Origin of the sequence: Amycolatopsis echigonensis (assembly GCF_002846615.1) — a bacterium.
Taxonomy (GTDB): Bacteria; Actinomycetota; Actinomycetes; order Mycobacteriales; family Pseudonocardiaceae; genus Amycolatopsis; species Amycolatopsis echigonensis.
Map to the genome: position 1 here is coordinate 4519095 of NZ_PJMY01000003.1, position 23320 is coordinate 4542414.

At 70.1% G+C, this 23320-nt stretch carries 24 protein-coding genes; 14 read left to right on the forward strand and 10 right to left on the reverse strand.

The genetic code is table 11. The features are described from left to right. Positions 1-58 precede the first annotated feature (58 nt). From ATK30_RS26480 to ATK30_RS26495, 4 genes are all read left to right on the forward strand, one after another. Positions 59-1522, forward strand: a complete 1464-nt coding sequence (locus tag ATK30_RS26480; RefSeq protein ID WP_101437899.1) for an NAD-dependent succinate-semialdehyde dehydrogenase — start codon at positions 59-61, stop codon at positions 1520-1522. Then, entirely contained in the window at positions 1519-2574 is a 1056-nt protein-coding gene (locus ATK30_RS26485) for a tartrate dehydrogenase (protein WP_101437900.1), read from the forward strand. The genes ATK30_RS26480 and ATK30_RS26485 overlap by 4 nt, the downstream gene beginning before the upstream one ends. Before the next feature lie 71 nt (positions 2575-2645). After that, on the forward strand, positions 2646-3116 hold the full coding sequence (locus tag ATK30_RS26490) for a DUF4262 domain-containing protein (protein WP_101437901.1): 471 nt from the start codon (positions 2646-2648) through the stop codon (positions 3114-3116). Positions 3117-3169: 53 nt separating this feature from the next. Then, on the forward strand, positions 3170-3670 hold the full coding sequence (locus tag ATK30_RS26495; RefSeq protein WP_101437902.1) for a GNAT family N-acetyltransferase: 501 nt from the start codon (positions 3170-3172) through the stop codon (positions 3668-3670). A gap of 5 nt (positions 3671-3675) precedes the next feature. Here ATK30_RS26495 and ATK30_RS26500 read toward each other — a convergent pair whose 3' ends face one another. Next, positions 3676-4029, reverse strand: coding sequence for a MerR family transcriptional regulator (locus tag ATK30_RS26500; protein WP_101437903.1), 354 nt, complete (start codon positions 4027-4029; stop codon positions 3676-3678). Positions 4030-4125: 96 nt separating this feature from the next. On the opposite strand from ATK30_RS26500, the gene ATK30_RS26505 reads away from it, so the two are divergent. After that, positions 4126-4899, forward strand: a complete 774-nt coding sequence (locus ATK30_RS26505; RefSeq protein WP_101441087.1) for an amidohydrolase family protein — start codon at positions 4126-4128, stop codon at positions 4897-4899. Positions 4900-5937: 1038 nt separating this feature from the next. Here ATK30_RS26505 and ATK30_RS26510 read toward each other — a convergent pair. The 3 genes from ATK30_RS26510 to ATK30_RS26520 are packed head-to-tail and all read right to left on the reverse strand — an operon-like array spanning position 5938 to position 8139. After that, positions 5938-6624 (reverse strand): GntR family transcriptional regulator, encoded by a 687-nt coding sequence (locus ATK30_RS26510; protein ID WP_167442012.1) that lies wholly within the window; start codon positions 6622-6624, stop codon positions 5938-5940. 2 nt (positions 6625-6626) lie between these two features. After that, entirely contained in the window at positions 6627-7352 is a 726-nt protein-coding gene (locus ATK30_RS26515; protein WP_101437904.1) for a maleate cis-trans isomerase family protein, read from the reverse strand. A 46-nt stretch (positions 7353-7398) separates the two neighbouring features. Then, the gene (locus tag ATK30_RS26520) at positions 7399-8139 is read right to left on the reverse strand and encodes a maleate cis-trans isomerase family protein (protein WP_101437905.1); all 741 of its coding nucleotides are present in this window, start codon (positions 8137-8139) and stop codon (positions 7399-7401) included. 163 nt (positions 8140-8302) lie between these two features. On the opposite strand from ATK30_RS26520, the gene ATK30_RS26525 reads away from it, so the two are divergent. The 3 genes from ATK30_RS26525 to ATK30_RS26535 are packed head-to-tail and all read left to right on the forward strand — an operon-like array spanning position 8303 to position 11155. After that, positions 8303-9250, forward strand: a complete 948-nt coding sequence (locus ATK30_RS26525) for a D-2-hydroxyacid dehydrogenase (protein ID WP_220817721.1) — start codon at positions 8303-8305, stop codon at positions 9248-9250. Then, complete coding sequence (locus ATK30_RS26530; protein WP_101437907.1) at positions 9232-10614, forward strand: amidase; 1383 nt, start codon at positions 9232-9234, stop codon at positions 10612-10614. Before ATK30_RS26525 ends, ATK30_RS26530 begins: the two co-directional genes overlap by 19 nt. Before the next feature lie 55 nt (positions 10615-10669). Continuing rightward, positions 10670-11155, forward strand: coding sequence for a MaoC family dehydratase (locus ATK30_RS26535; RefSeq protein WP_101437908.1), 486 nt, complete (start codon positions 10670-10672; stop codon positions 11153-11155). Positions 11156-11422: 267 nt separating this feature from the next. Here ATK30_RS26535 and ATK30_RS26540 read toward each other — a convergent pair whose 3' ends face one another. Then, a complete protein-coding gene (locus ATK30_RS26540; RefSeq protein WP_101437909.1) occupies positions 11423-12790 on the reverse strand; it encodes a WS/DGAT/MGAT family O-acyltransferase in 1368 nt (455 codons plus the stop codon). A gap of 183 nt (positions 12791-12973) precedes the next feature. Here ATK30_RS26540 and ATK30_RS26545 point away from each other — a divergent pair, with 183 nt between their 5' ends. Then, positions 12974-14620 carry a thiamine pyrophosphate-binding protein gene (locus ATK30_RS26545; RefSeq protein ID WP_167442013.1) on the forward strand — a complete coding sequence of 549 codons (1647 nt, stop codon included), beginning with the start codon at positions 12974-12976 and terminating at the stop codon, positions 14618-14620. A gap of 1 nt (position 14621) precedes the next feature. Here the strand turns inward: ATK30_RS26545 and ATK30_RS26550 are convergent, their stop codons facing one another. Beyond that, the gene (locus ATK30_RS26550) at positions 14622-15071 is read right to left on the reverse strand and encodes a MarR family winged helix-turn-helix transcriptional regulator (protein WP_101437910.1); all 450 of its coding nucleotides are present in this window, start codon (positions 15069-15071) and stop codon (positions 14622-14624) included. Between the two features lie 63 nt (positions 15072-15134). Here ATK30_RS26550 and ATK30_RS26555 point away from each other — a divergent pair, with 63 nt between their 5' ends. Both ATK30_RS26555 and ATK30_RS26560 read left to right on the forward strand, forming a co-directional pair. Then, complete coding sequence (locus ATK30_RS26555; RefSeq protein ID WP_101441090.1) at positions 15135-15503, forward strand: VOC family protein; 369 nt, start codon at positions 15135-15137, stop codon at positions 15501-15503. A 116-nt stretch (positions 15504-15619) separates the two neighbouring features. Next, on the forward strand, positions 15620-16054 hold the full coding sequence (locus ATK30_RS26560; RefSeq protein WP_101437911.1) for an EVE domain-containing protein: 435 nt from the start codon (positions 15620-15622) through the stop codon (positions 16052-16054). A gap of 111 nt (positions 16055-16165) precedes the next feature. On the opposite strand, the gene ATK30_RS26565 is transcribed toward ATK30_RS26560, so the two are convergent. Next, on the reverse strand, positions 16166-16846 hold the full coding sequence (locus ATK30_RS26565; RefSeq protein WP_101437912.1) for a GntR family transcriptional regulator: 681 nt from the start codon (positions 16844-16846) through the stop codon (positions 16166-16168). 247 nt (positions 16847-17093) lie between these two features. Between ATK30_RS26565 and ATK30_RS26570 the strand changes: the two genes are divergently transcribed. From ATK30_RS26570 to ATK30_RS26580, 3 genes are all read left to right on the forward strand, one after another. Next, positions 17094-18422 (forward strand): MFS transporter, encoded by a 1329-nt coding sequence (locus tag ATK30_RS26570; RefSeq protein ID WP_101437913.1) that lies wholly within the window; start codon positions 17094-17096, stop codon positions 18420-18422. A 14-nt stretch (positions 18423-18436) separates the two neighbouring features. Further along, complete coding sequence (locus tag ATK30_RS26575; RefSeq protein WP_101437914.1) at positions 18437-18712, forward strand: hypothetical protein; 276 nt, start codon at positions 18437-18439, stop codon at positions 18710-18712. Positions 18713-18781: 69 nt separating this feature from the next. After that, complete coding sequence (locus ATK30_RS26580; RefSeq protein ID WP_101437915.1) at positions 18782-20053, forward strand: aminotransferase family protein; 1272 nt, start codon at positions 18782-18784, stop codon at positions 20051-20053. A gap of 66 nt (positions 20054-20119) precedes the next feature. Here ATK30_RS26580 and ATK30_RS26585 read toward each other — a convergent pair whose 3' ends face one another. From ATK30_RS26585 to ATK30_RS26600, 3 genes are all read right to left on the reverse strand, one after another. Then, the gene (locus ATK30_RS26585; protein ID WP_244194735.1) at positions 20120-21130 is read right to left on the reverse strand and encodes an esterase-like activity of phytase family protein; all 1011 of its coding nucleotides are present in this window, start codon (positions 21128-21130) and stop codon (positions 20120-20122) included. Positions 21131-22228: 1098 nt separating this feature from the next. Next, positions 22229-22426, reverse strand: coding sequence for a hypothetical protein (locus ATK30_RS26595; RefSeq protein WP_101437917.1), 198 nt, complete (start codon positions 22424-22426; stop codon positions 22229-22231). Positions 22427-22804: 378 nt separating this feature from the next. After that, the gene (locus ATK30_RS26600; protein WP_101437918.1) at positions 22805-23305 is read right to left on the reverse strand and encodes a GNAT family N-acetyltransferase; all 501 of its coding nucleotides are present in this window, start codon (positions 23303-23305) and stop codon (positions 22805-22807) included. Between the last annotated feature and the right edge of the window lie 15 nt (positions 23306-23320).

Consider the following 23320-nt stretch of genomic DNA (forward strand, 5'->3'; position numbering starts at 1 on the left):
GATTGTTGACAATATCCATAGCATGGGGTTCGGGACAACAGGAACAGGAGCAACCTGGATGAGCGGGATCACCGAGAACGGCGTCGTCGACGCGGTCGGCAAGGAACTCTTCATCGGCGGCAAGTGGGTCTCCGCGCGCAGCGGGAAGACCTTCGACGTGCAGGACCCCTCCACCGGCGAGGTGCTGTGCCAGGTCGCGGACGCCGGGCCGGAGGACGGTCTCGCGGCGCTCGACGCGGCGTGCGCGGCACAGGCCGACTGGGCCGCCGTCGCCCCTCGGGAGCGCGGCGAGATCCTGCGCCGGGCGTACGACAAGCTCATCGAGCGCCGCGACGAGCTGGCGCTGCTGATGACCCTGGAAATGGGCAAGCCGCTGGCCGAGGCCGCCGGGGAAATCACGTACGCCGCCGAGTTCTTCCGGTGGTTCGCCGAGGAGGCCGTGCGGATCGACGGCGGCTACGCGGTGGCCCCGAACGGTTCCGGCCGGTTCCTGATCACGCGCCAGCCGGTCGGTCCGACGCTGCTCATCACGCCGTGGAACTTCCCGATGGCGATGGGCACGCGCAAGATCGGCCCGGCCGTCGCCGCCGGCTGCACGATGGTGATCAAGCCCGCCGCGCAGACGCCGCTCTCGATGCTCGCGCTCACCCAGATCCTCGCCGACGCCGGGCTGCCCGAAGGCGTGCTGAACGTCGTCACCACCAAGGACGCGGGCGGCGTGATGGAGCCGCTGATCCGCGACGGACGCGCCCGCAAGCTGTCCTTCACCGGTTCGACCGCGGTCGGGCGCAAGCTGCTGGAGCAGTGCGCGGAGAAGGTGCTGCGCACGTCGATGGAGCTGGGCGGCAACGCGCCGTTCGTCGTGTTCGACGACGCGGACCTGGACGCCGCGGTCGAGGGCGCGATGCAGGCCAAGATGCGCAACATCGGCGAGGCGTGCACCGCGGCCAACCGGTTCTACGTGCAGCGCGGCGTGGCCGAGGAGTTCTCCCGCCGGCTCACCGAGCGGATGCAGGCGCTGCCGATGGGCCGCGGCACGGATGAAGGCGTCGTGGTCGGTCCGCTCATCGACGAGGCCGCGGTGAAGAAGGTGACCGAACTGGTCAAGGACGCCACGGACAAGGGCGCGCGGGTGCTCACTGGCGGCTCGCGGGTCGACGGACCGGGACACTTCTACCCGGCGACGGTGCTCACCGACGTGCCGGTCGACGCCCGGCTGGCCAGCGAGGAAATCTTCGGCCCGGTCGCGCCGATCACGCCGTTCGACACCGAGGACGAGGCGGTCGAGAAGGCCAACGACACCGAATACGGCCTGGTGTCCTACCTGTTCACCAGCGACCTGAAGCGCGCGCTGCGGGTGTCGGAACGCTTGGAGGCAGGCATGATCGGCCTCAACCAGGGCATCGTGTCCAACCCGGCGGCTCCGTTCGGCGGCGTCAAGCAGTCCGGCCTCGGCCGCGAAGGCGGCACGGTCGGCATCGACGAGTTCCTGGAGACCAAGTACATCGCGGTGAACCTGTGACACACCGGATTGCGAGCATCCCGGGCGACGGCATCGGGGTCGACGTCACGATCGAGGCGCGCCGGGTCCTCGACGCGGCCGCGGAGAAGTACGGCTTCTCCTTGGAGTGGACCGAATTCGACTGGAGCTGCGAGCGATACGCGAAGACCGGCGCGATGATGCCGGAGGACGGTGTCGAGCAGCTGTCGGGGTTCGACGGAATCCTGCTCGGCGCGGTCGGTTTCCCCGGCGTCGCCGACCATGTTTCGTTGTGGGGCCTGCTGATCCCGTTGCGGCGGGCTTTCCAGCAGTACGTCAACCTGCGGCCGGTCCGGTTGCTCCCGGGGACCACCTCGGTGCTGGCCGGGCGGAAGGCCGACGAGCTGGAAATGGTGATCGTCCGGGAGAATTCCGAGGGCGAGTACTCGGCGATCGGCGGACGGCACAACGCCGGGCGGCCGGACGAGTTCGTGCTGCAGGAGTCGGTGTTCACGCGGGTCGGGGTGGAACGGATCATCCGGTACGCCTTCGATCTCGCGCGCACGCGGACGAAGCACGTCACGTCGGCGACGAAGTCCAACGGGCTGATCCACTCGATGCCGTACTGGGACGAGATTTTCGCCGAGGTCGCGGCGCGGTACCCGGACGTCCGGGCGGAACAGTGCCATGTGGACGCTCTCGCCGCGCGGATGGTGCAGGCCCCGGACCGGCTCGACGTGGTGGTGGCGTCGAACCTGTTCGGCGACATCCTGAGCGACCTCGCGGCCGCGATCACCGGCGGACTGGGCATGGCCCCGTCGGGAAACATCAACCCATCAGGTGAGTTTCCGTCGATGTTCGAGGCGGTCCACGGGAGTGCTCCGGACATCGCCGGACAGGGCATCGCGAACCCGGTCGCCCAGATCCTCGCCGGGGCGATGCTCCTCGACCACCTCGGGGAAACCGTTGCCGCACAAGCGATCCGCGCCTCGGTCGACGAGGTGCTGACCGCGGGCGAAACGCTCACCCCCGACCTCGGCGGAACCTCTACCACAACCGCGCTCGGCACCGCGGTGGCCGCTTCGCTCCGCTGATTTTTCGTCGGTGCCGCGCGGTTGACTCTTCCCTGACCCGGTGACGGGTCCCCGAGGGGAGGAGGGCACCGATGTGCCAGAGGTGCGAGGAACCGGAAAGACCGGAGGAAGAGCGGTACCTGATCGAGGTGCTGGACCAGATCAGGGAGAACGGCTGGTGCGTCCAGGGCGTGCTGGGAACGGGTTCCCGGCCGTCCTGGGCGTACACCGCGGGCCTGACCGCGCAGGGCTTGCCGGAGCTGGTCGTCACCGGATTGCTGCCGCACCACGCGGCGCGGCTGCTCAACGCCGCGGCCGAACAGACGCTGCACACCGGCCCGCCGGTGCCCGGCGAACAGTGGTTGCTGCCCCGGTTGCCGAAGCTGGAGATCGTCCAGCTCAGCGCGCCCGCGGCACACCTGCACATCGCGGTGTGCTGCTATGGCGCGGGAATCGAAGCCAGGCAGCTGGTCTACGCCGACTCCGCGGGCCGGTTCCCGTGGTCGCCGCAGTACAACTCCGGCCGCGGCGGACAGCCCGTGCTGGGGGTGCGGCATGCCTGAGTTTTCCTTGCTGCGCCAAGGTTTCCGGTGCCTTTGGGCGGTAGAGTCTCGTCATGCCCGAACTGCTGGCCCCGACCGTCCGCCTGCACCGCGCCTGGTTGGAAGCACACACCGAATGGGGTCCGGGCTCGCACGAGGACGGCTTCGGCCTGTCCCCGTCGGACGAAGTCGTTTCCCCAGCTGGGTTCGCCGCCTGGGTCGCCTGTTTGCCGCGGTGCCGCGCGGTATGCCGCTGGCTAGTCGAGGACGGACAGGTACTCGGCGGAATCGCCCTGCGCACTGGGCCGGTCGAGTACGTCCGCTGGGCCGGACACCTCGGCTTCGGCATTCGTCCGTCAGCGCGCGGCCGTGGTCTCGCTTCCTGGGCCCTGAGCCAGACGCTGGCCGAGGCTCGGCGGCTGGACCTGTCTCGCGTGCTCTTGGTGTGCGCGGAGGAAAACCTGGCGTCCGCCAAGACGATCGAACGCGCGGGCGGCGTGCTGGAGGGACTTCGCCAGACCGGCCACGGTCCGGTGCGCCGATACTGGATCGCGCTGGAACCGTTGCCGAGCTGACCTGTTCAGCTGGCGCGCTCAGTCGCCGCGATCGCCGCGCGGAGCGTCCGCCGCGCCTGCGCGATGTCCTCCGCCCGGCGGTCGAGTTCGGTGAGCTGAGTGCGCAGCGCCCCCAGCACTCCCGGGCACGGCCGCAACGAGCCATCCGCTTCGGCGCACGGCAGCATGCGCTTGATCAAGCTGGTCGGCAGTCCCGCCGCCAGCAACGCGCGAATCTGCCGCACCGTCTGCTCGGCGGCCGGGGCGTAGTCGCGGTAGCCGTTGGGCAGCCGGTCCGCGGTCAGCAGCCCGACGCGTTCGTAGTACCGCAGAAGCCGTTCGCTGGTCCCGGTGCACTCGGCCAGCTGCCCGATCCGCATCGTCCCTCCGCTGAGCTTGACCTTGGCATGGTGTCAACGTTCAACACTGGTCCCGGCGGCCGCATTCCGCGCGCCCAACCCGACCGGGAGTTTGCGTTGATCATCGATGCCCACAGCCACGTCCACGACCCAGTGCATCAGCACCTCGCCCTGCTGGACGAAGCGGGCGTTGACCGCGCCGTACTGTTCGCGACCAGGCCGCATCCCGAACGAGCCACCGATCTGGCTTCGTTCCGCCGGGAAATGAGCGTGCTGGACGCCGCACTGAACGGCCAGTCCGACGACGGCTATGAGTCGGCCTGGCAAGAACTGGACACCGCCTTGGCCGCGCACCCCGACCGTTTCCTGGGCTTCCGCTCAGTCCGCCTGGACCTTCCTGCGGACCAGATCGCCACCGAAGTCGACCACGCCGCCCAGGTTTTCCACGGAATCGGCGAGCTGACCCCGCCTCCAGGCGCGGCCGCGCGGATCGAACCAGTCCTGCGGGCCGCCACCGACCACAATGGACTCCCGGTCGTCGTGCACGGCTCCGCCCCGACGACCGAAGGAGACCTGTCCACCCTGGCCGCACTGGCCCGCGGCTACCCGGCCGTGCCGCTGGTGATCAGCCAACTGGGCGGCGCACACTGGCTCACCGCGATCGACCTGGCCCGCGAAACGCCGAACATCTACCTGGAACTGTCGACAGCCAGCCTCGTCTTCGCGGTCCGGCTGGCCATCGCCGAACTCCCAGACCGCACCATGTTCGGCTCGGACGCCCCTTACGGCGACCCACTCCTGTCCCGCACGACGATCGAACGCGTAACCCCGCCCGGAGAACTACGAGCCCGCGTCCTGGGCGGCACGCTCGCGGAGGTGTTGGGGCTGTGAACTTCGCATCCGAGCGCGAGCTGGGCAGAGGAGGCTGATTGCCGAGCCCCAGGGCGCACTCACGAGTCCGGCGTCGCTCGGTGACGCGGGGGAGACAAGCCACCCGCCTCGCTCGGCAGGCATCGAACCGCCAGCTAGGCCGGAGAATGACTCCAGTGCCCTTGCAACGCAATCGCGAGTCCTGCGCGGAGGTCGGCGTCGCCGCTCGGCGGGTAGGGGAACCACCTCACCCAGAAAGCCTGGACGCGTCCTTGACAGGCAGTTCGATCGCCGTGCTCCACACCGAAATCGCCTTACCCGTAAGGAAGCCAGCTTCACCACTCGCCTGCGCTGAGGTCAACCCGCGTCAGTCGGCGAGCGTCGGCGTGCGGCCCGGCCGGGAGACGATCGCGGAGCAATCGCAACTTCCCCGCAGGGGCTGGTCCCGCTGCGCGGCAGCGGCGGTGAAGGAGCCGTCCGCTTCACTCGGCGGTCGTGGCACCCGAGCCGAGCACAGTGGTTGATCGCCGTGCTCGGAATGGCGATCGCCAGTCCTGCGGGGAGGCTGGCGTCGCTGCTAGGCGGTGCGGGGTTGAGGAGCCGTCCGGCTTGCTCGGCGGTCGTCGGTGCGCGAATGGGGCCGGGTGGGTGGTTGCCATGCTTGGCATGGCGATTGCAGGCCCGGCGAGGAGGCTTGCGTCGCTGCCCGGGGACGCGGTTGGCGGCGAAGCCCGCGCGCGAGCCGCGTGGGGCGGGTTGGTTGCCGTGCTCGGCGTGGCGATCCCAGTCCTGTGGCGAGGCCAGCGTCGCTGATCGGTGGCGCGGTGGTGAAGAAGCCGCCGACCTCGCTCGGCAGTCGTCGGTGCGCGACCGGGGATGCTCGGCAAGGCGACTGCGAGTCCGGCGCAGAGACTGGCGTCGCTACTCAGCGCCGCGCAGGTAACAGCCGTGCCTCACTCGCCATGCCTCGGAGCGCGGCCCGACCCCATCCTCGACACCGCGACCGCGACTCCCACTCGGAACCTGCCTCGCCACGCGGCGGCTGCGGAAGCCAAGCCGTCACTCCCCAGCCGCGACCCCGTTCCTCAAGCTCCGCCCCGGAAGCAACCGGCTGATCGCGTCCTCCATGTGCGCGTCCAGCAGGTGCAGCGCAGTCTCCTCGTCACCCGAGCGCAGGGCTTCGATGATTCGCGTGTGCTCCTCCAGCCGGTCCTCCACGCCCTGATACGTGCTCTGCAGCAGCGTCAGGCACATCCGCGTCTCGATCAGCAGCGTCCGGGCCATGCGCACCAGTCGTTTGCTGCCCGACGCGTTGATCAGCGCCTCGTGGAACCGCAGGTCCGCCTCCGACAGCGCGGCCGGGTCGTCGGCAGCGGCTGCCATGTCGGCCACGTTCTGTTCCAGTGCCGCGGCCACCGCCTCCCGATCACCGCGGAACGCGCACAGCAGCGCAGCTCTTTCCACGGCCGAGCGGGCGAGGTAAATGTCGAACACGTCCGCCGGTTCGAGGTCGATTACGAACAGGCCTCGGTGGCGTTCGCTGCGCAGCAGGCCTTCGGACACGAGATGCTGCATCGCCTCGCGCAGCGGGCCTCGCGAGACCTGGAAGCGGGCGGCCAGATCGGTTTCGCCGAGCTGCGTGCCGGGCGGCAGCGCGCCGGTCATGATCGCGTCGCGCAGCTGGCGGGCGATCACGGCGGCGGTCGATTCCCGGCTGACCGGCTCTATGTCAGGCAGTGCGACCACGGTCAGCCCCTCGTCCGGAACAACGCGCCCAGCGAACGCACCAGCCGCGTCGTGCCGGTCAGTCGCAGGCCTTCCCACACGGTCACCTGGTTGGCGGTCAGCACTGGCTTGCCGAGCTTCTCCTCGATCGCGGTGATCTCGCCGAGCGTGCGCATCGCGGTGTCGGGCACCAGCACCGCGTCGGCGTCCGGGTGGTCGTGGCTCACCGCCAGATCGACTACTGCCTCGGGCGCGAGCTGGCCTACCTCGGCGGCCGTGTCGATGTCCGCGCTCGACATCGAGAGCACCTCGACGCCTCCCGCGGCGAGGAAGTCCACGAACAGCCGCGCGACGTCGTCGGGGTAGCTCGCGGCCACCGCGACTCGTTTCACGCCAAGGGCTTTCGCCGCGTTCACGAAGGCGAACGACGTGCTCGAAGCCGGCACTCCGGCGACCTTGGCGAGCTGGTCGGCCTGGTTGCGCGCGCCGTCCCAGCCGTACACGAAGCTGCCGGACGTGCAGGCCCACACCACCGCTTCCGGCTGGTGCTTCGCGAGCAGCCGGGCTCCTTCGGCGAGCCGGGCTTCGCTGCCGAGGTCGAGCAGTTCCGGCACGGCGTGCAGGTCGGTGCCGTAGATGTGCGCGACCGGCAGGCCGATGTCGCCGTCAGAGCCGCCGAGAAGCTGTTCCGCGAGCGGGTAGTCGTCCTCGGCCGCGTGGTCGGGGTAGATGAAGCCGATCGTGGTCACGAAACCTCCGGGATGCGCAAATTGTCGACAATATTAGCGGGACGGGTCAAGAGACCTCCCGCAGCCACTGGCCGGGACCCACGATGGGCAGCCGCATCCGGCGCAGGCAGGCCCACATGGTCAGCTGGTTGGCGGTCAGCACGGGTTTGCCGAGCGCCTTCTCCAGCGGTTCGATCAGGTCGAACGTGGGGAGGTTGGTGCAGCTGACGAAGATCGCCTCGGCCTCGCGGTGGTCCGCGGCGAGGATCCGCTCGGCGATGGTGCGGTAGCTGACCTTCCAGATGCCGCCGCCCAGCCCGAGATGGTCGCTGGACACGGTGTCCACGCCGACCTCGGCGAGGAAGTCGTGGAGTTTGCCGGTGAGATCGGCGTCGTACGGCGTGAGCACCGAGACCCGGTGCAGGTCGAGCTGGTGCAGCACCTCGACGAGGGCACCGGAAGTGGTGACCGCGTCCGGCGCGCCCGCTTCGCAGATCGCCTTGGTGAGGGAGCGTTCGTAGTCGATGCCGTTCACGAAGCTGCCCGACGTGCACAGGTACGCGACCACCTCGGGCTCCACGTGCAGCACGTCGCGCGTGGCCGTGGCGAGGTGCCGGCTGTCGCTCACCAGCTGGGCCATCTCCATGCTGACCGGGACCGGTTCGTAGGGGGTGCGGGCAAGATGCAGGGACACCTCCATCGGCACCCAGCGCCACAGTTCGCGCTCGAGCGCGAGGTCGAACGGCGCGATCACGCCGATGCCGCGCTGGGCTAGCGGGCCCTCGAACGCGAGAAAGTCCAGATCCAAGGTTCAGCCTCCGGAATACGCCTGTGCAGATGCCCCGTCCGGTGCTCCGGGGGTAGTCCTCGGATTGTTGACAATCATACGAGCCACTTTTACCGTGTCAATCGTGATCGCCCCGGAAACCCCCGTACTGGCAGTGCTCTGCGGGGCAGACCAACCACCGGACATGGCCGCTATCGAAGACGCGGCAGTAGTTCGTTACACCGACGAGCGCGGGCTCGCCGGTGCGTTGTCCGGTGCCGACGCCCTGTTTGTCTACGATTTCCTTTCCGGTGCGGTCCCCGGGGCCTGGCACGCCGCGGACCGGTTGCAGTGGCTGCACATCGCGAGCGCCGGCGTCGACCCGGTGCTGTTCCCGGGGCTGCGCGACAGCGACGTCGTGCTCACGAACTCGCGCGGGGTGTTCGACGACGCCATCGCGGAGTACGTGCTCGGCGTCGTGCTGTCGTTCGCCAAGGACTTCGCGCGCTCGCTCGACCTGCAGCGCGCCGGCACGTGGAAGCACCGCGAGACCGAGCGGATCGCCGGGCGGGAAGCGCTGGTGGTGGGCACCGGGCCGATCGGAAGGGCCATCGCGCGGATGCTGCGCGCGGCCGGCATGCGCGTGTCCGGGGCGGGCCGGCGGGCCCGGGTCGGGGATCCGGATTTCGGTGTCGTGCACGAATCCGCCGAACTGACACGGTATCTGCCCGAATTCGACTACGTGGTCGCGGTCGCGCCGCTCACCGACCAGACCAAGGGCCTGTTCGACGCCGCCGCGTTCGCCGCGATGAAACCGTCCGCGCGGTTCGTGAACGTGGGCCGCGGCGAACTGGTGGTCACCTCCGATCTGATCGCGGCGCTGAAGGCGGGGGAGATCGCCGGCGCCGCGCTCGACGTCTTCGAAACCGAGCCGCTGCCCGCCGAGAGTCCACTGTGGACCATGCCGGACGTGCTGCTGTCCCCGCACATGTCGGGTGACTTCCACGGCTGGCGGCGGACGCTGGTCGAGGTGTTCGCGGGCAATTTCCGGCGCTGGCTCGCCGGGGAACCGCTGTGGAACGTCGTGGACAAACGGCTCGGCTACGTGCCGTCCGAATCGCAGGGAGGCGCCGGATGGGCGACCGGGAATTGACCGCCAGCGAACTCGTCGCCGCCTACGCCACCGGCGAGCTGTCGCCGGTCGAAGCGACGAAGAGCGCCCTGCAGAACATCGAGGACCGCGACGGCGAGGTCAACGCGTACTGCCTCGTCGACGCCGAGCGTGCGCTCGACCAGGCGAAAGCGGCCGAGGCCCGCTGGCGCGACGGGAATCCGATCGGCGCGCTCGACGGCGTCCCGGCTTCGATCAAGGACATCTTCCTCACCCAGGGCTGGCCGACGCTGCGCGGTTCCGCGAGCATCCCGGCGGACCAGCCGTGGGACGTCGACAGCCCGGTGATGGCGCGGATGCGCGAAGCGGGCATGGTCGTGCTGGGCAAGACGACCACGCCGGAGATCGCCTGGAAGGGCGTCACCGACAGCGCGCTCTCGGGCATCACGCGCAATCCGGTGAACCCGCGGATGACGGCGGGCGGGTCCAGCGGCGGCAGCGCGGCCGCGGTCGCGGCGGCGATGGGCGAGCTGTCCGTCGGCACCGACGGCGGCGGCTCGATCCGGATTCCCGCGTCGTTCTGCGGAATCGTCGGCATGAAGCCGACGCACGGCCGGGTCCCGCTGTTCCCGGCGAGCCCGTTCGGCCCGCTCGCGCACGCCGGGCCGATGGCGCGCAGCGTGGACGACACGGCGCTCCTGCTGGACGTCCTCGCGCTGCCGGACCACCGCGACCCGACCGGGCTCGAGCCGCCGATCAGCGCGTACCGCGAAGCAGTGCGGCGCGACGTCCGCGGGCTGATCGCCGCCTTCTCGCCGACGCTCGGTTTCGTCGACGTGGACCCGGAAGTCGCGGCGATCGTCTCCTCGGCGGTGCAATCGCTCGCCGACGCCGGACTGCAGGTGGAACAGGCCGACCCCGGATTCGCCGACCCGAAACCCGCCTTCGACGTGCTGTGGTCGGCCGGTGCGGCGAAGTCGCTCGAAGCGTTCCCTCCGGGCAGCGAACAGCGAGTCGACCCGGGCCTGCGCCGCGTGTGGGAAAAGGGCCGCACCTATTCCGCGAGCGATTACCTCGACGCCACGGCGGAACGTGCCGCGCTCGGCATCCTGATGGGCGAGTTCCACACCCGCTACGACGTGCTGCTCACGCCGACCGTCCCGATCCCGCCGTTCGAGGCGGGCCACGACGTGCCGCCGGGCAGCGGGATGACCGAATGGCCGGAGTGGACGCCGTTCACCTACCCGTTCAACATGACGCAGCAGCCGGCGATCAGCGTCCCAGCCGGGCGTACCGAAACGGGCCTTCCGGTGGGCCTGCAGATCGTCGGCCCTCGGCATTCGGACGATCTGGTGCTGGCGGTGGCGAAGCTGCTGGAGGAGGTCCGGCCCTGGGCCGCGCCGTAAACCCGGCGGACCTCGGCGCGTTTGCGGCGCGGCCGGCTGTGGCAGGCTGGCACGCATGACCGAGTTCACCGCGCCCATCGACGACCGCTGGTTCGAGGACTACCCCGAGGGAGCGGTATACGAGTTCGGCGACACGACCGTCAGCGAGGCGGAGATCGTCGAGTTCGCGGAGAAGTACGACCCGCAGAGCTTCCACGTCGACCCGGTGGCGGCGAAGGAGGGCCCGTTCGGCGGCCTGGTCGCGAGCGGCTGGCACACCTCCAGCCTGATGATGCGGATGTTCGCCGACCACTACCTGTCATCGGTCGCGAGCCTCGGCAGCCCGGGCGTCGACGAGCTGCGCTGGCCGCGTCCGGTGCGGCCGGGGGACCGGCTGCGGATGCGGGCGACCGTGACCGAAGCGCGGCTGTCGAAGTCGAAGCCCGACCGCGGCCTCGTGCGCACCCGGATGGAACTGTTCAACGGCGACGACGAGCTGGTGTTCAGCGCGAGCGCGGTCAACTTCCTGTCGGTACGGCCGGTGCCGCCTGCCGGGTCGTGAACTGCCGGACCACGCGACGCTGAACTGCTCCATCGCCAGCCCGGCGACCAGCATCGCGATCAGCACCGGGACCAGCGATGGCCGCCAGTCAGCGCGCCCGCGGTCTGCACCCCGAGCGCCAGGCCCCAGCCAGACCGCCAGAAGAACAGCGATGAGAGTCCACAAAGGACACTCGTGGCGCGGAAACTGCGGTGCCCGCAACCCGGTGGTGAGCACCGGGCCAGAAGAACGTCCGCGGGCCCAGCCCGGAAGACCTCGATCGACCGGCTACACCCGAGTCGCGAATTCCAGCTCGGCGAGTGCCGTGTCCAGGTGCGTCAGGATCCGCTGCAGGTGCGGGACACTGCGCCGGCACCCGGTGACGCCGAAGTCGAGATTGTCTCCGTTGCTGGTCAGCGTGATGTTCAAGGCCTGCCCGTCGAGGAGCACCGACGCCGGGTAGATGCCGTCGAGCGCCGCGCCGTTCCAGTACATCTGCTTGCGCGGGCCGGGGACGTTCGAGATCACCAGGTTGAACGGCGGCCGCGTGTTGCCGACGAAACCGGGGATCGGCGACGCGCCGAGCTGGGCCACGTTGATCCCGGACAGCAGCAGCGTCTGCAACGGCGACAGCTGCGAGAACAGCTTCTTGCCGTTCGACATCGATTCGGAGATCGCGGCCAGCCGCGCCGCCGGGTCGGTCAGATCGGTGGCCAGATTGCACAGCAGCGCGCCGATGTTGTTGCCGGTCGCGTCGCCGGAGTCGCGGCGGCGCAGCGACACCGGGACCATCGCGACCAGCGGCGCGTCCGGCAGCGCGCTCTGTTCGATCAGGTAATCCCGCAGCGCGCCGGAGCACATGGCGAGCACGACGTCGTTGCGGGACACGCCCGCGGCGGTCGCGACCTCGCGCACCCGGTCGAGCGGCCAGGACTGCGCGGCGAACCGGCGCGCGCCGCCGATCGGCACGTTCAGCATCGTCTTCGGCGCCTGCATCGGCAGCGTGAGCCGATGCTCGCGGAACGCCTCGCGCGCCACTTTCGCCGCGGCCGGCGCGATCCCCGCGACCTGCTCGAACGTCTTGCCCACCAGGGCGAACGGCGACGTCGAGGCGCGGCCGTTGCGGTTCGTGGCCGGCTTCTCGCGCGAACCCCACGGCGGCGGGCAGTCCAGGTCAGCCGGGTCGTCCGACAGCGTGCCCTGCAGGTGCCGCAGCGCCGAAACACCGTCCATCAGCGCGTGGTGGATCTTCGAGTACACCGCGAACCGGCCGTCGCGCAGTCCTTCGATGAGGTGCGTTTCCCACAGCGGCCGGTGCCGGTCGAGCAGCGTGCTGTGCCAGCGCGAGGTGAGTTCGAGCAGTTCGCGGATCCGGCCCGGCTGCGGCAGCGCGGAATGCCGGAAGTGGTAGTCGAGTTCGAGATCGGTGTCGCGCGACCAGCGCACGTGCCCGACGGTGTTCACCGGACGGCTCGGCCGCATCCGGAACACGCTGCGCATGTTGTCCGATTCCAGCAGCGAGCGGCGCAGGTCGCGGAGATAGTCCTCGCCCGCGCCCTCGGGTTTGCGGAACAGCTGAAGCCCGCCGACGTGCATCGGGTGCTCGCGGGTCTCGACCATCAGGAACATCGAGTCGGTCACCGGCATCAACGGCATTGCGCCACCCCTTTCCGCCGCGCCGGGAACCTCGGCGTCCCCGGCACCCGGAGTGTACGCACGAAAAAGCCGGTGATTCAGATCGCGCGGCCAGGTGGGGGACAACCGGGCCGCGCGGCGATGACAAACCCTGTCCGGTGACGTGTCTGCAGCTGCTTACGCGAGGCGGATACCATCGCGGTCGTGGCAGGACGGACTGGAGCTCAGCAGCTGGGGGACGCGCTCACGGCTCTCGGGACCGAGGTGGTGTTCGGCCTGCCTGGCGTCCACAACCTGCCGCTGTGGGAGGCGTTGGCGGACACCGGGATCCGGCTCGTCAACGTCCGGCACGAACAGACCGCGGGGTACGCCGCCGACGGTTATGCCCGCAGGACGGGAAAACTCGGCGTCGCGCTCGTGACCACCGGTCCCGGCGCGGCGAACACGCTCGGCGCGGTCGGCGAAGCGATGGCGTCCGCGGCTCCGGTGCTCGTGATCGCCACGGACATTCCGTCGACGTTGCGCCGTCCGGGTGTCGTGCGCGGGGTACTGCACGAAACTTCCGACCAGCAGGCGATGTTCGCGCCGGTGACCAAGGCGGGCTTCACCGTGCACCGCGCGGACCAGATCGCCGCGACGCTGCACCGCGCCGCCCGGCTCGCGCTGATGCCGCAAAGCGGTCCGGTCTATTTGGGCATTCCGACCGATTTTCTCCGCGAAACCACGCCGCCGCGCGAACCGCCCGCGCCGCCCGCGGAACGCGTGCTCGATCTGCCGGATCTGCCTCGCGCGGCGGAACTGCTGGCGTCCGCACGCCGTCCGCTGATCTGGGCGGGCGGCGGTGCGTTGCGCTCCGAAGCGGGGGAAGCGATCGGGAAACTCGCGCAGCGGCTGGCCGCGCCGGTGCTCACCACGTTCGGCGCGCGCGGCCTGCTTCCGCTCGATCATCCTTGCCTGGCCCCGAATCCGGTGCACGCGCCGGAGGTCGGGCAGCTGTGGGACGAGGCCGACGTGGTGCTCGCGATCGGCACCGACTTCGACGGCCTGATGACCCAGAACTGGCTGATGCCCGCGCCGCCGAAGCTGATCGCGGTCAACGTCGACGCGGGCGACGCGGCGAAGAACTACCGGCCGGACGTCACCCTGGTCGGCGACGCCCGCCGCGTCGTCGAATCCCTGCATCCGGAACAGCGTCCCGGCCTGGACGAACTGACCGCGCGGCTGGCCGGCATCGGCCGCCGGGTGCGCGGGCGCATCCGCGACGAGGAACCGCAGGCCGCCGACTTTCTGTCCACTTTGGAGGAGGTGCTCCCGGCGGACGGGACGATCGTCGCCGACATGTGTGTCGCCGGGTACTGGATTGGCGGCTTCCACCGGGTCCGCGCGCCGCGGCGGCTGGCGTATCCGATGGGCTGGGGCACGCTCGGCTACGGCTTCCCGGCGTCGCTCGGCGCGGGCGCGGCGGCCGAGGCAGCTGGTGGCGGGCGCGTCTTGTGCGTGACTGGTGACGGCGGTTTCCTTTACGCAGTAGGGGATTTGGCGACGCTCGCCGAGGAGCAGCTGCCGGTGACGGTCGTGGTCGTGGACGACGGCGGCTACGGCATGCTGCGCTTCGACCAGGACCAGGAAGGCCTGCCGCATCGCGGAGTCGACTGGGACAGCCCGGATTTCGTCGGACTGGCCCGTTCGTTCGGTGTGCACGCGGACCGGGTGTCGGGCTTCGGTCGCGCGTTTCGCCGGCTGCTGAGCGAATTCGTCGAATCGGACGAGCCGAACGTGCTGGTGGTGCGGGCGAAGCTCAAGCCGCCGCTGAACACTTCGCCGCGGTGGTACCGGAAATCGCGCGGCTGAGCTAGGCGCCGTCCCGCAGGGAACGGGCCATGCTCCGCAGGATCCGGAACGCGTCCGCCTGCTCGGCCGCAGTCAGCCCGGACAGCATCCTGACCTCGACGGCCCGGACCGCGGCGCTCGCCTTCTCGAGGCTTCGCCGTCCGCGAGGCGTGAGCCGGGTGGGAAGAGCCTTGCCGACCGGCGCCGCCGCGGGCCTGGTCACGTAACCGTCCCGTTCCAGGGCTTGGAGCAGCACGTTCATCGATTGCCGGGTCACGAACGCGCCCCGCGCGAGCTCGGAATTCGACAGGCCTGGCCGCTGAGCCAGCAGTTCCAGGCAGGAGTAGTGCGTCACCGTCATCCCGAGCGGACGCAGCACTTCCTCCATGGCTGCCCGCAGCGCGCTCGAGGTTTCTTTCAGCAGATAGCCCAGTGACTTGTCCAGGTCGACGCCGCCGCGGTCTTGACTCATGTCAGGATTCTGACATACAGTCGAGTGTGTCAGGAACCTGACATGATGAAAAGGAGCAGCACCGTGCCCGCCATCGGCCCCGATTTCCTCTCGCTCCAGGCGCGTGACCTGGAAGCTTCACAGGCGTTCTACGAGCGCTACCTCGGCCTGGTCCGCTCGCCGGCCGGACCGCCGCACGCCGTCGTCTTCGCAACGAAGCCGATCGCGTTCGCCCTCCGCGAGGTCGTTCCCGGCACCGATCTCGCCTCGGCCGCCCACCCGGGCATCGGCGCCGCGATCTGGCTGCTCGCCACCGACGTCCAGGCCATTCACGACGCGCTCGTCGCCGACGGGCATCCCATCGTCTCCGCGCCGATCGACGGTCCCTTCGGCCGGACGTTCACCTTCGCCGACCCCGACGGCTACCACGTCACCCTCCACGACCGTGGCTGAGCCGAGCAGCCTGGTTTTCGGGGCGACCGGAGCGCTCGGCCAGCGCGAAGCGAGGTCGGTCGTAGTGGAGCGGGAAGTCGCTCGCCAACCGGTCTCGTGGAGGAGGTGACGGCGAAATGAACGACGTCCCCTCCGGTCAGCGGTTCTGGATCAACACCGTCAGCCTGGACCACGTCGAAGCGGCCATCGAGGGCGGTTTCACGCAAGCGGACCACGGTGCGGGCACACGTCTTCGCCAGCCAAGTCCAGGCGACGAGATGATTTTCTACTCGCCGCGCACGAGCTTGCGGGGAGGCGCACCGGTCCGGCAGTTCACCGCATGGGCCACCATTACCGGCGAAAAGCCTTACCAGGCCTACGTGAGCGACGACTTCCGACCGTGGCGGCTCGCGGCTTCCTTCCACGCCTGCACGCGAGTGGACGCCAAGCCGCTGGTCGGCCAGTTGTCCTTCGTCGCCGACCCGGCGCATTGGGGTTTGCCGTTCCGCCGCGGCTTGTTTGCCATTCCGCAGCAGGATTTCGCGACGATCCTCGCGCACATGACCGCCTGACGGCACCGCCGTTCTCTTCCCACGGCTCGCCGCGCGTCGCGAAGGTCCGTGCGGGAAATCCTGACTGAAGGCTCCCCTCGCGGACGTCCGGGGGCACGCGCCCGTCTCGCCTCAGCTGTGGTGCGTTTCCGCTTGCCAGCTGAGGAACGCGTCCAGCGTCGCGGACCGGTGCGCCCGCGCGCAGTGCTCGATCCATTCGGCTCCGGAGCCGGAGCGGATCAGGTCCAGCAGCTGGTCGTGTTCGGCGACCGAGGCGAGCGCGCGGGCGGGCACGAACGAGAACGTCGAATCGCGGATCGCGGCGAGCTGGGCCCAGCCCTTGTTGACCAGGTCGACCAGGCTGGGGTTGGGGCAGCGGGTGTAGAGCACCTCGTGGAACTCGTGGTTGAGCCGGGTGAACTCGACCGGTTCGAGCTGGTCGAGACCGGCGCGCAGGCGGTCGTTGAGTTCGGCGGCCTCGGCGAGGTCGTCGGCCGTCAGATGCGGCGCGGCGAGCGCGGTGGCCGCGCTTTCCACGATCGCGAGCGTTTGCATCGTGTGCTCGTAGCCGACCGGGTCGATCGCCGCGACGGTCGCGCCGACGTTGCGCTCGAAGTGCACCAGCCCCTCGGCCTGCAGCAGCCGCACCGCTTCCCGCACCGGGACCGTGCTCACGTCGAATTCCTTGGCCAGCGAACCGAGCACCAGCCGGTGTCCGGCCGGGTACGCGCCGGCGGTGATCCGGGATTTCAGCACCTGATACGTGTGCTGGCTCTTGCTGAGCCCGCCGGCCTGCTCGTGCGTTGTGGACATCCCTGACGCCTCCCCTTCGCAACCCGCCGGGGCGGGGTGTCCAGGTCACGGTAACCGGTCCGTTGCTTGCGCTAAATAATATACTATCCAGTTGTCAGGGCTGCTGGCTGGAATTGCCGCGCACGCAGCGTTTTCGCCTGATGTAGACAAAACTGCTGCTCAGTCGCCGCGGTGAGGCTTGTCGGAATGGTGCCTAATTATATACGATCTGGCTCCAGTCTGGGAGCACCGTCAGCAGGGAGGCGCAATGCCGCGCACCGCCGGGATCAGCAGAGAGCACCGCCGTGTCGTGCTGGCGGCCATGGTCGGCACGACCATCGAATGGTTCGACTTCTTCATCTACGCGATCTGCGCCGGCCTGGTCTTCGCGACGCAGTACTTCGCGGTGCTCGGCAAGGACGCGCTGATCCTGTCCTTCGCGACGGTCGGCATCAGCTTCTTCTTCCGCCCGATCGGCGCGGTGATCGCCGGGCATCTCGGCGACCGGCTGGGCAGGCGCGCGATGCTGATCCTGACCCTGCTGCTGATGGGGATTTCGACGGTGCTGATCGGCCTGGTGCCGAACACCGCGTCGATCGGGGCGTGGGCCCCGATCATCCTGGTGCTGCTGCGCGTCGTGCAGGGGCTGTCGGCTGGCGGCGAATGGGGCGGCGCGGCCCTGCTCGCGGTCGAGCACGCTCCCGCGGAACGGCGCGGGCTGTACGGTGCGTTCCCGCAGATCGGCGTGCCGATCGGGCTGCTGCTGGCCAACGGCGTCCTCGCGCTGGTCACCGCGGTGACGACGCCGGAGCAGTTCCTCGCGTGGGGCTGGCGGATCCCGTTCCTGCTGAGCGTGGTGCTGATCGTCGCGGGTCTGATGATCCGGTCCCGGGTCGCGGAAAGCCCGGTGTTCGAGGAGGTCCGCGAGAAGAAGGCGCGGTCGAGCATGCCGCTGGTGCAGTTGTTCCGGCATCACTGGAAGCTGGTCGTCGCGGGTGCGCTGCTGTTCGCGGCCAACAACGCCGTCGGCTACATGACCACCGGCGGATACGTGCAGTCGTACGCGACCAAATCGCTGCACCTGGACCGTTCGACGGTGCTCATCGCGGTGATGATTTCCGCCGTCGCCTGGCTGGTGAGCACGCTCGCCGGTGGCTGGCTCGCCGACCGGGTCGGCCGAGTGCGCACCTACCAGATCGGGTTCGTGCTGCAGCTGGTCTGGATGTTCCCGTTCTTCGCGCTGGTCAACACGGGAAGCGTCGGGATGCTCGTGCTCGCGCTGGTGCTGTTCTCGGTCGGGCTCGGGTTGACCTACGGTCCGCAGTCGGCGCTGTACGCGGAGATGTACCCGACGACGGTCCGCTACAGCGGCGCGGCGATCTCGTACGCGATCGGCGCGGTGCTCGGCGGAGCGTTCGCGCCGACTATCGCCGAGGCACTGCAGACCAGCACCGGAACGGTCTACGCGGTCGGCGGCTACCTCGCTGTGATGACCGTGATCGGCCTGGTCACAAGCTTCTTCGTCAAGGACCGAAAGGGCGCGTCGCTCAGTTCCGCGCTCGCGGACGCACCGGCGGCAACAGTCGAAAACGTCTGAGCGGGGGGCGCGCGATGCGGACCCAGAGCCGGAACGACTACTGCGCGTGGCTCGACGCGGCCGCCCGGGACGCGCACGACGCGATCAACCGGATCCACGTCGAGGCCTACGCCGATCTGGTCCGCGCCGCCGAGCTGTACAAGGGCGAGCTGGCGTGCCGCCGTCCGGTGCGGCGGTCCGCGCCCGGTCTGCCCGGCCGGGGACATCGCCATCGGGGCGCCGGCCTGCGGAGTTCCGCGACGGCGCGCGTCGAGGGGCCGCGGTTCGCCGATCCCCGGCCGGGCGGGTAGAAAGGGCGGCGGCGGCCGGTCGCCGCTTCCCGCGGCGCCGGCCGGTTGAGCCGACCCCGAGGAGGAGCAATGCCGGACCAGCAGCCGAACCCGCTGTGGCACCCGTTCGCGGACATGGGCGCGGTCGACGGAAACCGGTTCGTGGTGACCCGCGGCGAGGGGTCCTATGTGTGGGACGACGCCGGCCGTCGCTACTTCGACGCTTCCGCGTCGCTGTGGTACTCGAACCTCGGCCACGGCCGTCCCGAGATCACCCGCGCGGTCACCGAGCAGCTGGAGAAGCTCGACGCGTACAACCTGTTCGGCGGGGTCGCGAACGAACCGGCGCTGAAGCTGGCGTCGCGGCTGTCCGAGCTGGCTCCGGTGCCGGGGTCGAAGGTGTTCCTCGGCTCGGGCGGCGGCGACATGGTGGACACCGCGGTGAAGATCGCGCGCTCCTACTTCGTCCACACTGGACGCCCGGACAAGACCCACGTCATCAGCCGGACCCAGGGTTACCACGGCACCCACGGATTCGGGACCGCCGCGGCCGGGATCCCGGCGAACGCGGAGGGCTGGGGCCCGCCGGCCGCGGATTTCTCGCAGGTGCCGTACGACAACGCGGCGGCGCTGGAGGAGGAAATCCTCCGCGTGGGGCCGGAGCGGGTCGCCGCGTTCTTCTGCGAACCGGTCATCGGCGCGGGCGGCGTGCTGCTGCCGCCGGACGGGTACATCGAGGAAGTGGCGGCGATCTGCCGCAAGCACGAGGTGCTGTTCGTCGCCGACTGCGTGATCTGCGCGTGGGGTCGCCTCGGCACCTGGTACGGCATCGACCGCTGGTCGGTGCAGCCGGACCTGGTGACCACCGCGAAGGGCGTGACGAGCGGGACGATCCCGCTGGGCGTGCTGCTGGCGGCACCGCACGTGGCGGAGCCGTTCTTCACCGGCCGCCCGGGCGCGCCGATCCTGCGCCACGGCGCGACGTACGCCGGGCATCCGGTCGCTTGCGCCGCGGCGAACGCGACGCTGGACATCTACGAGCGCGACGACATCATCCCGCGCGGCAAGGCGCTGGAGAAGCCGCTCGCGGACGCGCTTTCCGGTGCCGTCGGGCATCCGGCGGTGGCGGAAGTCCGGGCCGGGCTGGGATTCCTGGCCGCGGTGGAACTCGCGCCGGACCTGCTGGCCGCGGACCCGGGTGCGCCCGGCCGGCTGCACAAGTTCCTGCTCGAGGAGGGCGTCATCGTGCGCTCGCTCGGCAAGGGAATGGCGGTGTCGCCGCCGCTGGTGGCCGAGGAAGCGGAGCTGGACCTGCTGGCCGCGGCCGTTCCGCGGGCGCTGGACCGGTTGCTGAAGAACTGACGTCTTGCCGACACCGCGGCGGCGCCGGGATTCCCGGTGCCGCCGCGGTCGTCTGTCTGCAAAGGACTACTTACAGGCGAGCGTCCCGGTGCGCAGGGCGTGGTTGTCGTCGTTGTCGTCGTCGGACCACACGACCTGCTTGGTCCCGTTCGCGCACGTCGACTGCGGCGCGATCGCGAAACCCTCGTTGTTGTAGTTCGCCATCCCGGACGGGCGGTCGTATTGCGCGGTGACCGCGAACGCGCCCGTCGCGTTGACGTCGAGCGTCGTGGTGCGGCCCTTGCACGTGTTGTCGCATTCGGCCCACAGATGGCCGGTCGCCGGTTCGTACTCGAGGTCCATCACCGCCGGGAACCCGCTGTCGATGGTGGCGACGCGCGTGTACTTGCTCCCGGACTGGTCGAGCGCGTACGCGTAGACCTTGCCGTTGGCCTCCAGCCCGACGAAGTACAGGCCGGTCCCGTGGTTCGGGTAGCTCGCCGGGTTGTAGGCGGCTTTCGTGTGCTCGTCCCGGAATTTGTGCGCGGTGAGCGCCGAGTCGGGCACCCAGGCGATGGCCTCGAGCCCCTTGTTGGGCTCGACCGACGGCAGATCCGACGTGAGGTCCCATTCCCCGGTCGCGTTCAGCGCCTTGCCCGACCCGGAGACGGCGTAGCGGAGCACGGCGGGCTTGCTCGTGTCGCCGTTGTCGTTGTCGCGCTCGGTGGAGGTGAAGACCCCGTCCGGGGTGACGACGACTCCTTCGGCGTCCGGGTCGCCACTGCCGTCGGCGTAGTGCAGGGCCTTGCCCTCGGACCAGCCGTTGGTGGTGTCGGGCCGCCATTTGCTTCCGTCCTGCACCAGCCGGTACAGGGTGCTCGGGCCGTTCTTTACTGCCCACAGCACGGAGGGCGATTCGTAGGACACGCCGCTGAGGTTGCTGCCGAAAACCCCGGCGTCGTCGGCGATGGAGACCTTCGACCCGCCGGGCCACGCCGTGGCTTTCGGGGTGGCTGCTGCTGGGGTAGCTGCCGCCGGGGCAGCTGTCGGCGCCGCGTGGGCCGCCCCGGCCCCGGCCGCGAGTGCGAGGACCGACAACGCGACAGTGACCCGGATTTTTCCACGCCGAGGTAGGGCACGCTGGTGCGCAAGCAAAGGAGCCGCTCCTTCTGTCCGTCGGGCACGGGTGCAGGGCCGTGCCGAGGTGGTCGCTGCTGACAAGCGGCGGTCCCGCTTCACGGGACTTACAGCAGTGGGTGATCGACAGTGGAGCACAAGGCGTGGCCAGTAAGCAACAAACAGCAGGTGATGTTGTCCCGATGACCGGCACGGCGGTTCCGCACCGGGCCGATCACCGTGCGGCCAACGGTAAACGGTCATCCGGCGACAGCGACCGGTTGCCGAGCGGCAATCACTGAGCGTCGGTCGCCGGGCTTGCGGTTCCACCACGCCGGGCGGCGGTCACCGGCCACCGGGCGGCAGTTGCCGACTTGCAGTTCCGCCACACCCGGCGGCGGTCATCGGCCACCCGGGTGGCGGGCTGCCACGCCGGGCGGCGGTCGCCGGGTGCTGGGCAGAGTCACTGGGCTTGCGGTTCGACCACGCCGGGCAGCGGTCAGCGGTCGGCGGGCTGCGGTTCCGCAACGCCGGGCGGCGATCAGCTATCGCCGGGCGGCGGTCCGCCACACCGGCGGCGGTCACCGGTCACCGGGCGGCAGTCGCCGGGCTTGCGGTTGCGCCAAACCCGGCGGCGGCCACCGGGCGGCGGCAGTCACGCCGGGCGGCGGTCACCGGGCTACCACGCTGGGCGGTGCCGCCGCGTGCTGGGCGAGAGTCACTGGGCTTGCGGTCCTCCACACCGGGCGGCGATCACCGGCCGCCGGGCGGCAGTTGCCGACTTGCAGTGCGCCAAACCCGGCGGCGGTCACCAGGCGGCGGGCAGCCACGCCGAGCGACAGTCACCGCGTGGCGGTCGCCGGGCTTGTGGTTCCGCCACACCGGGCGGCGTCACCGAGTGCCGGGCGACAGTCACCGCACGGCAGTCACCGTGCGGCAGTCGCCGGGCTTGCGGGTTCCGCCACACCGGGCGGCGTCACCGAGTGCCGGGCGACAGTCACCGCACGGCAGTCACCGTGCGGCGGTCGCCGGGCTTGCGGTCCGCCGCAACGGGCGGCGTCACCGGGTGCCGGGCGGCAGTTACCGCGCGGCGGTCCGCCACACCGGCACGTTGACGACCGCCGCTGGCATTCCGGGGGTCCCGGTGTCGCCGGGGACGATCGTGAAGCGCCATTTGTCCACGCCGCCGCCCATGATCTCGGCATAGCGGCGGGCGCCGTCCGCGTTCGCGAAGCGGACTTGCTGACCACTGGCGAGGTGGGTGATCTTGACCGCCACACTGCCTCCTGGGATCGATCGACGGACGGGTTCTGCCTGGGCGCCGGCCCGCGGAGCTTCCCCCTCCGGGGCCGGCCCAACCAGTAGAACACGTGTTCGATTCGCGGGGCAATCCAGGTCCCCCTCCCGAGCGACCCGGGACCGTGCCCGTGGGTCGAGTCCGCCGGAGCAGCGGCGGGAATCGGAAGTTCGTAGCGGGATCTCGGACGGAGCGCGGCCGAGGCGCAGGGTCGAGCCAGAGCGGCCAGCGTTCTTCCCTCGGGCGGCCCGGCGTTCGCCGCGGCCGAGCATCGAACGCTATGCGGTGCGGGCGACCTCAGCGTAATCGACGCGAAACCGCTTGTGCCCCAACAGAAACCCAAGCCAACCGGGCAGTCGTCACCACGCCCGCACCATCGCCACCCGAGGCCACCGGTCCAGTCCTCGCGCGATTTCCGCCCGCCGGATCTCTCGCAGTGCCGGACCCTGCTCCTCGTCGGCCAGCACGCGGAACCCCAGCCGCTCGTAGTAGGGCGCGTTCCACGGCACCTCGGAGAACGTCGTCAGCGTCAGCCCGGCCAGCCCGCGCTCCGCGGCCCAGTCGCCGACCGTCTCGATCAGCGCCCGGCCCAGCCTGCGGCGCGCGTGGCTCGGCAGCAGCGAAACCTGTTCCACGTGGCCGAAACCGTCGACTTCCTCGGCGAGCACGTACGCCGCGATCGTCCCGTCGTCGTCCCAGACCCAGCATCGGCCCGCGGCCTGGAACGCCGCGAGGTCCTCGACCGAAGGCGGTGTGTCGTCGGCGATCTCGGCCATGCCGACGGTCCGGAACGGTTCTCCGGCGGCACGTTCGAGATCGGGCAGCACCGGAAGGTCGGCCGAAGCGGCGAGACGGATCACTGTCCCGATTTTACG

Excerpts from the sequence above, each read along its gene's own strand:
- ATK30_RS26575 (WP_101437914.1), top strand. The coding sequence starts at position 18,437 with ATGCGGACCCAGAGCCGGAACGACTACTGCGCGTGGCTCGACGCGGCC.
- ATK30_RS26480 (WP_101437899.1), top strand. The coding sequence starts at position 59 with ATGAGCGGGATCACCGAGAACGGCGTCGTCGACGCGGTCGGCAAGGAA.
- ATK30_RS26560 (WP_101437911.1), top strand. The coding sequence starts at position 15,620 with ATGAACGACGTCCCCTCCGGTCAGCGGTTCTGGATCAACACCGTCAGC.
- ATK30_RS26550 (WP_101437910.1), bottom strand. The coding sequence starts at position 15,071 with ATGAGTCAAGACCGCGGCGGCGTCGACCTGGACAAGTCACTGGGCTAT.
- ATK30_RS26565 (WP_101437912.1), bottom strand. The coding sequence starts at position 16,846 with ATGTCCACAACGCACGAGCAGGCCGGCGGGCTCAGCAAGAGCCAGCAC.
- ATK30_RS26540 (WP_101437909.1), bottom strand. The coding sequence starts at position 12,790 with ATGCCGTTGATGCCGGTGACCGACTCGATGTTCCTGATGGTCGAGACC.
- ATK30_RS26535 (WP_101437908.1), top strand. The coding sequence starts at position 10,670 with ATGACCGAGTTCACCGCGCCCATCGACGACCGCTGGTTCGAGGACTAC.
- ATK30_RS26490 (WP_101437901.1), top strand. The coding sequence starts at position 2,646 with ATGTGCCAGAGGTGCGAGGAACCGGAAAGACCGGAGGAAGAGCGGTAC.
- ATK30_RS26500 (WP_101437903.1), bottom strand. The coding sequence starts at position 4,029 with ATGCGGATCGGGCAGCTGGCCGAGTGCACCGGGACCAGCGAACGGCTT.
- ATK30_RS26580 (WP_101437915.1), top strand. The coding sequence starts at position 18,782 with ATGCCGGACCAGCAGCCGAACCCGCTGTGGCACCCGTTCGCGGACATG.
- ATK30_RS26530 (WP_101437907.1), top strand. The coding sequence starts at position 9,232 with ATGGGCGACCGGGAATTGACCGCCAGCGAACTCGTCGCCGCCTACGCC.
- ATK30_RS26495 (WP_101437902.1), top strand. The coding sequence starts at position 3,170 with ATGCCCGAACTGCTGGCCCCGACCGTCCGCCTGCACCGCGCCTGGTTG.
- ATK30_RS26525 (WP_220817721.1), top strand. The coding sequence starts at position 8,303 with ATGGCCGCTATCGAAGACGCGGCAGTAGTTCGTTACACCGACGAGCGC.
- ATK30_RS26570 (WP_101437913.1), top strand. The coding sequence starts at position 17,094 with ATGCCGCGCACCGCCGGGATCAGCAGAGAGCACCGCCGTGTCGTGCTG.